The sequence below is a fragment of the Cytobacillus citreus genome (genome assembly GCF_018343665.1).
Classification (GTDB): domain Bacteria; phylum Bacillota; class Bacilli; order Bacillales; family Cytobacillaceae; genus Cytobacillus; species Cytobacillus citreus.
Genome location: NZ_JAGYPM010000004.1, coordinates 167414 through 182984, shown reverse-complemented (window position 1 = coordinate 182984; position 15571 = coordinate 167414). Strand labels below are relative to the sequence as shown.

The 15571-nt window shown below is 34.9% G+C and carries 15 protein-coding genes; 4 read left to right on the top strand and 11 right to left on the bottom strand.

All coding sequences use genetic code 11. The features are described 5' to 3' along the window. The first annotated feature begins 6 nt into the window (after positions 1-6). Positions 7-666, top strand: a complete 660-nt coding sequence (locus tag KHA94_RS17560; protein ID WP_213103434.1) for a class D sortase — start codon at positions 7-9, stop codon at positions 664-666. A 110-nt stretch (positions 667-776) separates the two neighbouring features. Here KHA94_RS17560 and KHA94_RS17555 read toward each other — a convergent pair whose 3' ends face one another. Next, positions 777-1940: an MFS transporter gene (locus KHA94_RS17555; RefSeq protein WP_213103433.1), complete on the bottom strand. Its 1164-nt coding sequence runs from the start codon at positions 1938-1940 to the stop codon at positions 777-779. A 178-nt stretch (positions 1941-2118) separates the two neighbouring features. Between KHA94_RS17555 and KHA94_RS17550 the strand changes: the two genes are divergently transcribed. After that, positions 2119-2433 (top strand): winged helix-turn-helix transcriptional regulator, encoded by a 315-nt coding sequence (locus tag KHA94_RS17550; RefSeq protein ID WP_213103908.1) that lies wholly within the window; start codon positions 2119-2121, stop codon positions 2431-2433. A 17-nt stretch (positions 2434-2450) separates the two neighbouring features. Beyond that, a complete protein-coding gene (locus tag KHA94_RS17545) occupies positions 2451-3368 on the top strand; it encodes a DsbA family oxidoreductase (protein ID WP_213103432.1) in 918 nt (305 codons plus the stop codon). Between the two features lie 54 nt (positions 3369-3422). Here the strand turns inward: KHA94_RS17545 and KHA94_RS17540 are convergent, their stop codons facing one another. The 9 genes from KHA94_RS17540 to KHA94_RS17500 all read right to left on the bottom strand — a co-directional run bounded on the left by KHA94_RS17540 (position 3423) and on the right by KHA94_RS17500 (position 13352). Beyond that, on the bottom strand, positions 3423-4586 hold the full coding sequence (locus tag KHA94_RS17540) for a DUF4317 domain-containing protein (protein ID WP_213103431.1): 1164 nt from the start codon (positions 4584-4586) through the stop codon (positions 3423-3425). 169 nt (positions 4587-4755) lie between these two features. Further along, positions 4756-6141, bottom strand: coding sequence for a M28 family metallopeptidase (locus tag KHA94_RS17535; protein ID WP_213103430.1), 1386 nt, complete (start codon positions 6139-6141; stop codon positions 4756-4758). A gap of 669 nt (positions 6142-6810) precedes the next feature. Further along, the gene (locus KHA94_RS17530; protein ID WP_213103429.1) at positions 6811-7002 is read right to left on the bottom strand and encodes a hypothetical protein; all 192 of its coding nucleotides are present in this window, start codon (positions 7000-7002) and stop codon (positions 6811-6813) included. A 274-nt stretch (positions 7003-7276) separates the two neighbouring features. Then, positions 7277-8149, bottom strand: a complete 873-nt coding sequence (locus tag KHA94_RS17525; RefSeq protein ID WP_213103428.1) for a glycerophosphodiester phosphodiesterase family protein — start codon at positions 8147-8149, stop codon at positions 7277-7279. Positions 8150-8196: 47 nt separating this feature from the next. Next, positions 8197-8988 carry an inositol monophosphatase family protein gene (locus tag KHA94_RS17520; protein WP_213103427.1) on the bottom strand — a complete coding sequence of 264 codons (792 nt, stop codon included), beginning with the start codon at positions 8986-8988 and terminating at the stop codon, positions 8197-8199. A gap of 114 nt (positions 8989-9102) precedes the next feature. Further along, positions 9103-10815 carry an ABC transporter permease gene (locus KHA94_RS17515; protein WP_213103426.1) on the bottom strand — a complete coding sequence of 571 codons (1713 nt, stop codon included), beginning with the start codon at positions 10813-10815 and terminating at the stop codon, positions 9103-9105. Between the two features lie 10 nt (positions 10816-10825). Beyond that, positions 10826-11839, bottom strand: a complete 1014-nt coding sequence (locus KHA94_RS17510) for an ABC transporter ATP-binding protein (RefSeq protein WP_213103425.1) — start codon at positions 11837-11839, stop codon at positions 10826-10828. A 130-nt stretch (positions 11840-11969) separates the two neighbouring features. After that, on the bottom strand, positions 11970-13052 hold the full coding sequence (locus KHA94_RS17505; protein WP_213103424.1) for an extracellular solute-binding protein: 1083 nt from the start codon (positions 13050-13052) through the stop codon (positions 11970-11972). 27 nt (positions 13053-13079) lie between these two features. Next, entirely contained in the window at positions 13080-13352 is a 273-nt protein-coding gene (locus tag KHA94_RS17500) for a SemiSWEET family sugar transporter (RefSeq protein WP_213103423.1), read from the bottom strand. A gap of 412 nt (positions 13353-13764) precedes the next feature. On the opposite strand from KHA94_RS17500, the gene KHA94_RS17495 reads away from it, so the two are divergent. After that, positions 13765-14766 carry a LacI family DNA-binding transcriptional regulator gene (locus KHA94_RS17495; protein WP_213103422.1) on the top strand — a complete coding sequence of 334 codons (1002 nt, stop codon included), beginning with the start codon at positions 13765-13767 and terminating at the stop codon, positions 14764-14766. Positions 14767-15111: 345 nt separating this feature from the next. Here KHA94_RS17495 and KHA94_RS17490 read toward each other — a convergent pair whose 3' ends face one another. Next, positions 15112-15558, bottom strand: a complete 447-nt coding sequence (locus tag KHA94_RS17490; RefSeq protein WP_213103421.1) for a GNAT family N-acetyltransferase — start codon at positions 15556-15558, stop codon at positions 15112-15114. Positions 15559-15571 lie beyond the last annotated feature (13 nt).

Below are 15571 nucleotides of genomic sequence, written 5' to 3'. Positions count from 1 at the left end.
ATTGCATTGGGCATATTTGTCCTCCTTTTCCCTTTTTTCATATTAGGCTATTCCAAAGCCATGTCCAATGCCTTACAGGAAGAAGCAGAGTCTAGTTTCAATGTAGAAAATTCTTCTGAAAATCCAGTACAAGAATTGACTGCAGATTTAATCTCAGAAAAAGATAAAACCTCCGATATGGATGAGACCAGCCCAACACATGAGGATTATCAAACTGGACTGTATCCTGAACCAGCTCCAGAGTTAATCGTTCAACCGAAAAATGGAGAGATCATCGGTATGCTTACCATTCCAAATCTCGGGATTCATGAAGCCATTTTAGAAGGAACCGGACAGAGGGAGTTAGCCAAAGCCCCAGGCCATCTGCCAGGCACTGTATTTCCAGGACAAATTGGAACAAGCATCATCGCAGCGCACAACTCATCAACCTTTCGTCATTTAGATCAGCTGGAAGAAGGAATGGAATTTTCCGTAACAACGGAACAAGGTGTGTTTACTTTTTCAGTTACTGGACAGCGCATTTTGAATGTAAACGATTCTTTGCCGGATATGGCTTACCCAGCCATTGCACTCGAGACATGCTACCCATTAGACGCCTTATATTTAACGGATAAACGATTGTTTGTCGAGGCAGCATTAATCAAAAGCGAATTAAAGCCTAAATAAATAGAAAGCCTGAATTGATGGCTTTCTTTTTGTTTATAAAAAACACCTAAGTGAAATAACTCACTTAGGTGATATATAAATACCGCAACTACAAGGTTCAGTTGATTCCATTATTCTTGCGATGACAAGACTTTCGCTCCTTTTTTACTCATCGAAAGGACAGCTGTTCCTAGAGCAAAAATAATAAATATACCTCCTACTGTCGGGTTTAGCGCCACAGATGCCTGCTCAATTACTACGCCTCCAATCAATGAACCGAAGGCGATCCCGATATGAACCGCAGAATTATTTAAGGTTTGCTGTATGTCTGAAGCTTCAGGCGATAATTCGATTAAATAGCTTTGCACGGCTGGCGTAATGGCCCAGCTTAGCATGCTATAGATGCCCAACAAGAATAAGAATATAGGTAAAGAATCAGTCGTGAAAGGAATTAAAAACATAGACAGCCCAAAGAGAATAGTGACTGATAAAATCGTAGACTTCGTACCGAAACGGTCAGCAAGCATGCCTCCTATTCCCCCACCAGCAACTGCCGCAATCCCGAAAACGAAATAAACGATACTCACCCACGTTCCATCTAATCCCATTTCTAATTTTAAAAACGGTGTCAAATATCCATAAAATGTCAAATGACCAGCTAAAAAGATCAAGGACGTTAATTGGACTAGTAATATTTTTCGATTTTTCAATGTGCGAAGCTGAATGCCAATGGGAATAGCAGGCTTAGGCGGTATGTTTCCTAAAAAGAAATGCACACCTGCCATCGAAACAAGGGTTAGGAATGAAATCATGACAAAAGGAGCTCGCCATCCAAAGGCATTTCCAAGCATTAATCCAATCGGAATCCCTAACACAAGCGATGCACTAACACCCATAAAAACAACTGCAATAGCCCGTGCGCGATATTTTTCTTCTACAATACTTGAAACCATCGTTAAACATAAAGCAATTAGTAATGAGCCGCTTGAAGCTGAAATGATACGGCCAATTAGCAATATACTATAATATGGACTGAATACAGCGACTACATTCCCAACAAAGAAGACGAATAGCGAAATCAAAGTCAGCCGCTTGCGTTCCACCTTTTGCGTTACGGTTAATAAAATAGGCGCAGCGATCGCAAATGCAATTGAGAATATGGTCATTAAAAAGCCTGCTTGACCTAGACTTACATTCAAGTCTTCCGCAACCAAATCCAATAAACCACCTATGATTAACTCAACCATCCCGACAACAAACGAGACGATTGCTAATAAATAAACTCGTTTATTCATTGTTAAAGACCTCCTAAAGTACCTTAACCATGTTAACGATTTATGAAAAATAATACAAGTGGTAAACCCATCAAATTTTCAACACGGAAGATTAACCAAATATTTTTATTTGAATATACTTTTTATACTTGATATATTTTTTATATTAATTATACTTTTTATTAGGATGGTGATTCTTATTAATATTTGCCCTTTCTTAGAATACTCTATGGAAATATTAGGTAAAAAATGGAATGGATTACTTATCCATTACCTGTCGCTTTGCCCAGATGGAATAGCTCGATTTTCTGATATAAAAAGGGACCTTTCAGACATTACACCTAGAGCACTCTCGTTAAAACTTTCTGAATTATCCGAGTACGGTCTAATAGAAAAAAAAGTGATTTCTGAACCTACTGTAACTATTTTTTATGAACTTACTAAAAAGGGCCGCTCATTAACGGCTGCACTCGAACCTATTCAAAAATGGGCACACCAATATAAAGATCTATAAGAAAAGAGGAGACAAAGATGAGTATGGATAAAATGGTCTGCGACTTAGAAACAGGCATTTGTGGGGAAGCTAGGGAAGATTCAATTGAAATGATTGACTTAAACCAGCCCTCAAAGAAAATTACACTGTATTATGTAACTGATCCAATCTGTTCTCATTGCTGGGCGCTAGAGCCAGTTCTTCGACGATTTGAGGAACAGTATGGCCATTATTTCAGCGTGCATACAGTAATGGGGGGATTACTAGCAAGCTGGGATGGCTTTGCAGATGTGAGTAATGGCATTAGGAGTCCAGCAGATGTAGCGGGTCACTGGAGAGAAGTCGGTGAGCACTCCCGCATGCCTATTGACGGTTCCTTATGGCTTGATAATCCGATCCAATCTTCCTATCCTCCTTCACGTGTTTTTAAAATCATTCAGCAAAAAGATGAAAAATTAGCTAAAGTTTTTTTACGCAGGGCTAGAGAAGCCGTTTTCGCCTTCAATCAAAATATTGGCGATGACAAAGTGTTAACGAATATTGTCAATCAAATAGGGCTAGACGGGGAGATAATAGTGAAGGAAGCAGGACTTGCATCAGGACAGCAGCTTTTAGAGCAAGACTTTGCTCTTGCAAGAAGCCTTGGTGTACGTGGATTCCCTACGATCATCATAGTAAATGAAGAGAAAAAAGGGGTAAAAATTGTTGGTGCAAAGCCTCTGGAGTACTATGTAAAAGGACTAGAACAAGCACTGTCCATTGGAAAGCTTCAATCCCAATCACTTCCCGCATTAAAGAACATGCTCGAAAAAGAAGAACTTCTGTTTTCAAAAGAAATTGAAGCATTATATGATCTTAAACAAAATGAGGTTAACACATTTATACAGAAAGAGCTTTCACCAGAAGAATATCAGCTTAAAGAGATTTTAGGGGAAATATATTTAGAAAAAAAATAAAGATTTTTTAATACGAAAAGCCTCGATTTATACTTCCTTATCGAGGCTTTCGCTCTAAAATGTTTCTGGTATTAATGTAAAGCCTTCAATCATGGTATCTTCATCAACCTCGATTAATATACAACGCTTGCCGTTGTAGTTGACCTGTTTAACATATTTTAAATCTTGCGGGCTAATAGAAATATTCGCTACTTTAGTCTGGATTTTAATTGATTTCGTATTAAAATTTGGGACAATGCTGCTTGCTTTCAGCTCATACTTTTCGTCATCGATGACTCTTTGGAATGCCGTTTCGACCTTATCTGTATCAACATCTTCCACTCCACTCACCTTTAATACACGTTCCACATCTTTGTAATCCAATTTAGGAGTGTCTTCCTCTTCATCTTCCACCATCATTCGGTGGACTTCTTCATATACATTGGCAAGTGTAGAAGCGTCTACCTGATCTCCAGCTACTGCTTTAACGATTTCTTCGAAGACCGCTTTATCATCTTGTGCGGTCATAATCTCATCGCCATTCAATACTTCCTCGATGAAATGAATATCAGGCTGATTCGGTTTGCCAGCTGAGTAAAGAACACGATTTACATCAGCCGAATTTTCAGTGAAGCTTGGAAATAAAAAGCCCGCTACTGGAGATGTAAGATTAATAATGGAGTCGACCACAATACTGGACTTAAATTCCTTTTCAATGTAATCAAACAATAAGGTTCTTTTAGGCTGTTCCGTTTGATTTATGCTGCAAAGAATAAAAGGATGTGAATACATCTCATTCCGTCCGCTCTCTTCAGCCTCTACATTGCTTCTTTTCGTCGCTTTAAAATATTCCCCGCGAATGAAGGTTACGACCATATCCATCTCATATTGAACATCTTTAAACATTTTTTCAACCATCAGCAGCATTTCCTCTTTCCATTCTTCTACATCACTGGATTGCAGACCGTTAAGAAGAATTTGCTGACTGTGATCCTCTGCTTCACGTCGAAACTTTACTTCAAATAACTTCACATCCAATTGACCTGTAAGGACTTTTTTGAAGTTACTCATGAATAACTCTTGCTGTTCATGGTCTAACATAGGAAACGGATGACTTACTTGATGATAAATTTCGCTGCTTTCCTTCCTTATATAGACATTAAAGATGTCGGTGATTTTCATTAAATCATTATTAAGTTTGAATTGTTTACGAATGTTTGCTACGTCTTTTTTGTTCATGCAAGTCCAACTCCTAAGCTGTTTGGGTCTGTTAGTAATTATAAGCAATCTGTTTCTTTTAGGGAATAGGAAAAAGAGAAGTGCTGCTAACACTTCTCTTTTCTAAAATGTTTTATGAAAGAATTTGGTTCTTCCCGTTCTAGCAATCTTTCAGAAACTTTCCCTTTAATTATTGATTCGCAGGAACTTTCTTTCGAACAACATCGAATAGTCCGGATCCAATGATGTCTAGAGCAGACTGCATTCTTTCAACTGAGATATTGTCTTCAATTGTGTCTTGTGGTGTATGGTAAACCTTTTCAATATGGTAGACAAGCGGGTCCCAGCTGTCAATTCCCATCCAGATGAATAGGGCTGCTGGAATTCCTGCTTGATGGAAATACACATGATCACTAGAACCGAAAGTTCCCGGCAGGATATCGGAGTTCCCCAAACGGGCACCTGCAGCTATAGTTGAATCCGTTACAATATTCGTGCTTCCATCGACGGTCATCGCATAAAGATTTTTCGCTTTGTCATAATTAGTTGCAACCATGTCAGGTACAAAGACTGCTTCGATTTGGTCCCTTTGTTCCTGGCTTAATTGCTCTACATAATATTTGGAACCAAGTAAACCTCTTTCCTCTGAACCAAATGCAATAAATTTCAACGTCTTATCGGTATTATACCCTTTATACACACGAGCTAGTTCAAGCATTAAGCCTACACCTGAAGCATTATCATTGGCTCCTGGTGCTCCGACAACACTGTCATGGTGAGCGCCAAGAATTACTTCCTTAACATCTTTATCCTTCGATTTTGCTTCCTTAGTCGCAATAACGTTTACTGATTGAAGGTCTGAATAATGCTTAGACGTTAAACTGATTTCAACAGCTCCTTTTTCCATTTGCTCCTTCAGCCACTCCCCCTGGATATAAGCTGCACCAAAGACTGGCACATCATACTTCGTTGTTAAACTTGGATTAAATGCCTGACCATAATTTCCGCGGCTTCCTACTAAACTTTGAAGAATAACACCAGCAGCACCAGCTTGAACGGCGTTATCTACCTGTGCACGATAATCAGCTGTTGATGATTCTCTTGCCATGAGAACAACTTTTCCGCTAACATCGCTAAAATCGTTAATATTGGTACCCCCTTCAACATAGACAACCTCTGCTTTTACTGCTGCATCACTAATTTTCCCATTAGGGGCTGCACCCATTTCCCATACTGTGCCATTGGAAAAAGCAACATCTGCTATGTATTGGTCAGCAACTGGAAAATATTGATATTCTACATCATATCCATAGCTTTTTAGCGTTTTAGCAATGTATTCTGCTGATTTTTTCTCCGCTTCCAATCCTCCTGGCCTTGTTCCAATTTCTTTCGATAAATATTTGATATGTTCGATTGCGCGTTCAGCATCCGCTCTTGCTACGATTTTTTGATCCTGGGAATAAGGAGAATTCCCATTTTCTTCTGCATGTGGTGCAGCATACCCGACAGACCCGAATGCAAGTGAAGCAGCTAAAACCGTTGCTAATACTTTTGGCATTTTGCGATTCCTCTTCATATTTACCTCCCGAATATATTAATAGTTTGCTAATAATAGTATAAGTATAGACGGAAAGAAATCTGAAAATAAGTGTATTAATTCCTAATATTCAGATAATATAATCTGTATTTTTGGTTAATTTAGGGGAAAAGTATCACTACTTAATCCCTTCTCTTAACTAACTTTGTTGGGGCCTTTTCATCTACGATAAACCTTAATCCCAAAGAAGTTCTTCAGATTAGCTGAACAACTTTTTACGACTTACATTTGCATATAAAAACAACACTAAGGTAATCAAAATTATTAGGATTTGTATCAATTGATTATCCGAAAAGGCTTGATCCATAGCAAAATACAATACTATCCAAATAAAATAAAGAAATAATGAGATAGCTAATCCAGCCATGAGAATAACGATTTTAATTTTTTTGTACAAGAGATTGCCTAATAAATATTTAATATAGAAATAAACAATAACTCCCGACGCTGCTATTGGTAAAATATAATCATTTATCTCTAGCATCATATCTTCCTCTGGGAAATCAGATATTAAAAGGTTCGTATACCAAACAAGATGGATCATCATATTAAATACTAGTAAGTAGAAATGAAATATTAAATCACCAGCAAATAGTGCCAATACATTAATGTTTTAAGTATTTTTCTTTTGATTTTCTCCCCTCCAAATTATTTCTTCTTTGTTTGAAAATACTTTTGTGTTAATAATCCTGCATTAAAAACTGAAAAAATCATAACAAAGTAAAACATTTTTTGAGAAAATAAGAACCTTGTAAAATCAATATAAAAAAAAGAATTAGCAACAAAGCCAATAGCCACTATTATTGATAAAATGAATTGCCCCTTTACAGACTTAATCATTGTATCCCTCCATACGTTAGCTTTTTAATAACTTTAAATTCACAAAATAATCTATTTCACGGTCCATTTATATTATTCCATATTTTCCTAGATATCACCATTAGCTTATCTACTCAATTTGCTTCTTCCGCTTATATCTTTGAATTGATTATATACCTGTATTCATTATAGACACAGAAAAACCCGAATAGTGGACTTCTTTATAAGAGTCCATTATTCGGGTTTTTGTTCAGTAGATGGTCCCAAAATATTTTATTGTATTTTCAAGGTTAAATTATCGAGAATTATAAATTAACTTTGCTCCTTTTTCTTCAAGGTAAACTTTTAACGGTAATGGCCAATCAGTTTGAATAACATCAAATCCCATCTCAACTAATTTCCCCCAACCTAAATCAGGATTTTCTAATAATGAGACATCATCATCAAATCCTCCACAAAGTGATATTTGACGATCAGCCCAAAGAACAATTGAATTAATCATAGTATGATATCCCATTTGTCTCAATTGCTCTAATTTTTCTTTTGAAATATAATCTGCATTTAGATCATTAAAAATCATTTCAAAACCAACAATGTTTATTTTGTCTTTATATTCCATAATTTTATCAAAATTATCTTGACTCCAAACTTTAGGTAAAGTCATATATTTAACATGGTGTGCTGCTAATGCTTCTAAACATTCAGTTGCAGCAACATCCGTTTTTATAATAATTGTTTGTCTTTGATCTTCATATTGATCTAAGGCTTCTAATAACTCTTTACCCCATTTTTGCGCGTGGTCAAAATGCAACAAAATATTTGGATGTTTTTTCATATTTGCCATGAAATCTTTTAATGTAGGGGGAGCTTCTACTGCTTGCATGTTCATATTAAATAATGTTTGCTTTTTAATTTCTTCAGCAGTAAATGTTCTAAACTGCTCATCTCTATTAAAACGAATTGGTTCTTCGTTTTCATGGAAAATATGAAATACCCCATCACTTGTTTTACTAATATCAAACTCAACAATATGAGCACCTTGATTAATAGCATTTAACATAGATCTATATGTGTTATAAGCAATGTTTCCACCTGCTGAACCTTGGTGACAAGCAATTAATACATCATTTTCTCTTAATAGTTTTTCTAAAACGTTTGTATATTTCATTATCTTTTTCCTTTCTTCATTTGTTGATTTATTTATATCTTCATTGATTAATTCTTATCCAAATCCCAATCTTTTAAAATTGGAATAAGATCCTGATAAGTCCCTTTATTAGCAAATACCCAATCACCATGATCTAAATAATGTAATTCGCTGCCATCAAAACGAGATGCTTTCAAACCTAATTCCTTTGCAAAAACAAGTTGAGCTGCTAAATCCCAAGGCCCAGATTTTGACGTCGCAAAAGCTGCAAACTTACCGGTAATAACATGAATGCAATCAATCCCGCCACAGCCAAAGTAGCGAATATCAAAGGATTCCTCCGCCAACCTTCCAAAGCATTCCTTTCCATACCAATTCCGTACATCTGCTGAAATAAGACCTTCCTGTAAAGATATCTCTTCCGGAGCTGGCATTGTTTCCCCATTCAAAAATACTCCCTTATTTTCAATTGCATAATATAAGTCGTCATTCATTACATCAAAAATATAACCTAATTTACCAATGTCATTTTCATAGTACGCAATTAAAATGCAAAAATGGTCTTGTTGTTTCACAAAGTTTGTCGTTCCATCGATTGGATCAATGACCCATACATGCTCTCTATTATCATTTATTATTAATTCTTGCGATTCTTCCCCAATAATCATATGAGTTGGATAAGAATCGGTAATTTTTCGAACAAGAAAATCTTGAACTTTTTTATCTATATTTGTTACAAGGTCTTTACGATTTAATTTTGTTTCAATTGTTAACTCTTCTAAAATATCACTCTTAATAATTGGAACAATTTCATTTAACCAATTAATTATTTCCTTATGAACTGTTTGTAAGTCTTCCACTCTGTAGCCTCTTTTCTTAAATTGAAAAGTTAAATTTATGATTTATAAACCTTTTTTCATCTATGAAGAGTTAGTCTAAATTGATTAATTCAATTTCAACTCTACAAACATCTTCTATAAAATATTTTTTTTGCTTCCTCTCCCATAAACCAAGTAAATGACAATCGTTGATATCACCATTAAAATTACTGAGTAGACAAAGTTCATTGCTTTTGCATCAATCGAAGCAGTTGGATCTGTATTATTTCGAATCACGATACCAAGTGGTTGATACAATGGATGATATAAGAAGACGGTTAAATCATAATCTGCTAATAGACTATTAAAGTTTAATGCGAGTATGGCTAACGTTGACGGCAACACTATAGGCAAGATCACGCGTATTAATGTATAAAAAGGTCCAGCGCCTAAATTCTTCGCCGCATCCTCAAGAGAGCTATCGAATGAGTAATAAGCTGCCTTCAAAATCCTTAAAGTAAATGGAATTTTTTCAATCACATAGGCAATTAACAATATACTTAATGTTCCCGTCAAAACGATATTTCCGATAATAGGCATTGGTTTATCAAAGGTAATAATTAAACCTAAAGCCATTAATATACCAGGAATTAACCAAGGAATATGGAATAAATATTCTAAAGTCGTTGTTAATTTATTGTTATGTTTATGGATTAAACGGGCTATAAATAACATCGCAGCTACGACAATGATGGCAGCTAATCCAGAATAGATAATACTAATAACAAATGGTTCATAAGCTGAAGCGTCTGATAAGATTTTGATATAATTTTCTAATGTAAAATGCTCCCACGAAAGTGTTCCCGTACTGATACTGTACGTATCGGTAAAGGAGAAAATAATGACAGCTAGGATCGGCAACACATAGATTGCAAATAGGACATACGCAAAAAAGTGGACAATCATATTGGCAGCCTTATTATTAATTTTTTGCTTTACGATTTTCGTTTTTACTTTTGATACCGAAATATAATGACCCTTTTTCTCATTTCTCGTAATAATGTAAAGTAAAACAATTTGTGCAACTCCTAAAAATATCGCTAATAATGCGGCAAGATCCCTTGAACTCATACTATTTGCAAATGTAAGGATCATCGGGCTAATCGTTTCAAAGTTTTTTCCGCCTACGATCAACGGTGCAGACATCGCACCGAATCCTGTTGCAAATAGCAATACAGATAATGTTGCTAAAACAGGTCTTAATACAGGTAAAACGATTTTAGTAACAATTTCCCATGTTGAAGCTCCCATATTTCTTGCTGCTTCAACCGTTTGATAATCAATGCTTCTAATCGCATTCGAAAGAAATATGATATGATTCGTCGTACAAGAAAAGGTCATCACAAAAACAACGGCAGGATAACCAATGAACCAATCTGGATTCATCGCAGGAAAGATTTTCACTAAAAATGTTGTTAAAAACCCAGTATTCCCATAAATAAATTGATAGCCTGCAACTAATATGAGTCCGCCATAGATCATCGTTGTAAAATAACCGAGTCTTAATATTTTTGAGCCTTTGATATCAAAATAATCTGTGACTAACACTATGAAGACACCAACGATGTTTACAGTGACAACTAACGTTATCCCTAATAAAAAGCTATTAAATAAGCTTTTCATTGCTCTTTCAGATGATAGCAACTTTTGAAAAGGTTCTAGTGAAAAGGCACCATCTGCGAAAAATGTCGTATAAAGAATATTAATATTTGGGAGAATGAGAAACGTTGTGATGAACCAAGTGAGTATGATTCCCACAAACCAAAGATAAATTTTATTTTGGACATGAGCGCTTATAAATTTATTCATGATGATTCTCCTAATATTGAAGGATGTCGTTTGGATTGATAAACAATGTGACATCGTCACCCTCAGAATATTGAAAATTACCATCCTCTTTCTCGATATTGATAAGAGAAGAGCCCATTACTTCATATTTATATAGAGAGTATGTGCCATAAAATTCTTTCGACACGACCTTTGCCTGAAGTGCAACAGATTGTTGATCTCCATTTAGTACTTTTGTTTTTAACTTTTCCGTTCGGATATAATATTTTTTGGCTGGATCTAATTTAATCCCTGATTTTTTTGAGATTTCATCTATTATTTCGGTGCTGATTGAATTTGCCTCACCAATGAAATTACAAACAAACTCTGTTTTCGATTGATTGTAGATTTCCTCAGGTGTACCTACTTGCTCAACCACTCCATTATTAAAAACAGCCACGCGATCCGATAACGTTAGGGCTTCCTCTTGGTCATGTGTGACATAAACCATGGTTATTCCTTGTTCGAGCTGCAATTTTTTCAGTTCTTTTCTTAATTGCTTTCGCAGCTTTGCATCCAAGTTTGATAATGGTTCATCTAACACAATGATTTTTGGGGCAAGTACCAATGCCCGTGCAATTGCCACACGTTGTTGTTGTCCACCGGATAATTCGGATACATTTTTCATAAGCTTATCCTCTTTTAAATCAACAACCTCCGCGACTTCTTCTACACGTTTTTTTATGTCTTCTTTTTTGTATTTTTGAACCTTTAATCCAAAGGCAATGTTTTCATACACGGACATCGTTGGAAACAAGGCATAGCTTTGAAAAACCATCCCAATTTGTCTTTTTTCAATTGGTGTATTTGTAATGTCCTCACCATCTACAGTGATTTTTCCTTTAGTAGGATTAATAAATCCTACTAATGTTCGTAATGTCGTCGTTTTCCCACAACCAGACGGTCCTAGAAACGTGAAAAACTCGCCTTCTTTTATGAATAAATTTAAATTTTGTATTGCTACAAAATCATCAAATTTTACTTGTATATCTTGAAAGTTAATCACAAGGCTTCCTCCTTTAATGAAAACCGTCAAATCCTTTAAGATTCGACGGTCTATAAGGTTGTTTACTAGGGGGAATGAATTAAGTTTCTCAACTTTAATTGCCTACCTCGAGGCAGTTAAGCTTTTCTAATTAAAAGATTTCTAATTCAATTTTTTCTATCCAATCGTTAATATGCTCCGAAATGAAGGTATAATCGATATCTTGAACTGTCGTGTTTTCAAAAATTGATTTCATTTTGTCTGAAGCTTTTTCTAGTGCTTTTTCATTTACAGGCAGAGTACCAAATTGTTCCGCCCAAGCACCTTGAATTTCTGTGCTACCAAACCAGTTAACAAATTCTTCTGCTGTTTGAGTATCATGATCCTTCCCTTTATTAACGATTCCAATTTGCTCAACTAAAGTTGGGACACCAATTTTGGGAGAAACGATACCCGCTTCAAATCCAAATTCCTCTTCTATACCCGGTAAACCACTACTATAAATAAATGAAATTGGGACTTTTCCTGAAGCAAGGTTTGCATTGTTATTCTCACCTTCAGGCGTTTTATATCCATTATCAAAGAACGTTTTAAGTGCTTTCCATCCTTCTTCAGACACACCTAAATCTCCATTTTCATCTAAATATCTCATTAAAATGCCGTTTACTACTGCTTGATTTGTCGCTCCACCTAAATTAATAGGAACATGATATTTCCCTTTGTATTCTTCATTTTCAATTAAATCTGTCCAATCTTTAGGAGCAGTTTCTTCTGTATATACATCTTTGTTATAAAGCATGATAATTCTTTGTTCGACAAGTGGCTGATAGAAATTTTCTTTATCGCTAGATCCTTCAGGAAGTTCATTCTTCCATTTAGGTTCGAAAGGCACAAGAATATCATTAGACTTTAATGTTTCAAAATTCATTTGATTTAAACCAAATACTACATCTGCTAAAGGTTTGTTCTTCTCTGCAACGATACGATTTAAAAGGTCACCGCCTCCAGCTTCAACTAACTTAAGCTCAAAGCCCGCTTCAGCAGCTTTTTGAGTTAACCAATCTCCGCGTCCATCAGATAACGAGTTTGAATAAACAACAAGTGATTTCTTTTCTGCTTTTTTATCTGTTTCTGTATTATTTTCAGTTGAATTATTGCCACCCATACAACCTGCTAAAATACTAGTAACCAATATGAATACCATAACGAGTAGAAATGATTTTTTTAATTTCATTATTATTCTCCTAGGTTGTCAATTTTTTTATTGCTTCAGCTTGGTCTGCACATGATATTTAACTGTCAAGATCAGGATAATTACTGTCGGTATAAAGGTCACAATATTCGTTAGTAGAACAGCAATATCTTTTATTAACAGTCCATAAATAATCCATAAAAATACACCTACTGTACACAAACAATACATAGGAATCGAAATATCAGAGGTCCTTTTTGTTTTAATTACTTTGTATGCTTGCGGGATAAAAGAGCAGCTGGTAAAGATGCCAGCAATCACTCCTAATAACGTAATAGACATGAATTCGCTCCTTTGTTGACTTTTACTCTAGTTATCTAGGATACTACCATTCGCATTAAATACATCTCTCCTACTCTTTTAGTTTGTGATTTTCCTTTCCTTCTCTTGATTAACCTTCTAGTAAAAGTTTTACTAATATCAAGTTAATCTATTACCTTTCCACAGGACAAATATACTGTATTTTTATTAATTCAATATAGATATAATGTGAATTTAATGTAAATAAACAGATGAATTATCTTAATAAAATAGAAATTGCCACTCTACAACTGAATGTTATTTTCACTAAATCAAACTAAATATTTTAGTATTAAATTTACTTTTTTTCACAAAAATAGTACAATTAATTTGAATATTGATTGAACTTAATAACTATTATTTCGGATAATTCATCCATTTAGAAAGGTGTCATATGGCTACAATTAAAGAAATAGCAAAATTAGCGAATGTTTCTAGTACAACTGTCTCAAGGGTATTAAATAATGACGAATCATTTTCTGTTTCAGAAGAAACTAGAAACAAGATTTTATCCATAGCTAAAGAATTGGGTTACAAAACCTTAATTGAACGACATCAACAAAAACAGAAAATAATTTATCGAATTGCCCTTATTTATCATCCAATCATTTTTAAAGATTTTATTGATAGTGATTATTACTTCTCAATAAGAAAGGGAATTGAACATCTTTGCTTACAATACAATATTGAACTAGTAAATAATCCTGTAACATCTCATGAAAAAATAACAGAATTACACGGCGTCATTATTTTAGGTAATTATTCAAAACATGAAATTGATTACTTTTTAGAAGGGGTTGAAACAAAGCACGTAGTCATAGTTGGAAATTGCCCTGATGATCAAAAATTTGATTCTATTTGGTTTCATACAAGAATGGCTGTTCAGCAAGGAGTGGAATATCTTCAAAAATATGGTCATCAAACTATTGGATACATGGGCGCGAAGCAGCATATTGAGATTCCTGAAGAGGAACGCCGTGATGTTATTTTTAAACACTGTCTGGAACGAAACGGAGATTTTGATTCTTCAATTGTTTATATTGGAGAACCAGGAGAAAAGAGTGGTTATGAACTTATGGTAAAAGCTATTCAATCTAACAAACTACCTTCCGCTTTCTTTATCGCAAATGACCCGATCGCTATTGGTGCTTTAAAGGCTCTTAATGAGGCAAAGATAAAAGTACCTGAGCAAATCAGTATAGTGAGTTTGGACGGGCATCCTTTTACTGCCCTTACCAACCCGCCATTAACATCCATCCACGTTCCTACAGAATTTATGGGAGCGACAGCAATTGAGCTTCTTATAGAGAGATTAGAAAAGGAAAGAAAAATTGCAAAGAAAGTGATAGTACCAACTCAATTAGTTGAGAGGGATAGTTGTAAGAACTTATCATGAAAAATAGAAAAGAAAAAAGCAGGAGAGCGTTCTAAATAAAATATTTGCAAAATAAAAAGGAGCAGCCCTCTCCTACCGTTGATTTGACAAATGACCATTGGCACAATTCTCTATACTAATATTTAGAAATGTTGGTACGAAGGCATTTTATTGGTATGGACTTTTGTGTCATTCGTCAACTTTATGTAATCCTCTATTCTTTTTATGCTAAAGTACCGCTTCATTGTGGATTGTCCTATAAAATTCCCTCACATTTGAAGGTTGGTAAACCATTAATTCTACTTGATTAGAAAAAAAGGCTTTACTCCTTTGTGAAGTAAAGCAACCATTAATAAAAATAAATATTTATTCTACAGTAACACTCATTAGAGGCAAGCTTCGATTAGGAAACACTGTTGATGGAGTTTCACCAATTCTCTTCGCACCCATTTTTAAATAATAACCTTCTGCATTTGGATCACTATCAATAATAAACTCTTTCATGATTAAATGTTTTGCTTTGTTTATTATATCCTCCCATAATAGTTTTCCAATTCCCTTTCCTATATGGTAAGGATCAATAAACAAAGCGTCCAAACGATTAGGATTTGTAGAAAGACTATAAAATGCAAGTATTGTGTTATCTTTCTCCAATACATAAACATGATTTTCTTTCATGTATGGTACTGTTACTGTCAGATCGTCTTTACATTTTTCAATAAATTCTTTTGAATATCCCCAATATGCTTTTGATTTGTAAGCTATTTCACTAAGGACTTCACTGTCATGATTCACTGCTTTTCTTATTTTCAATGAAGACTCCTCC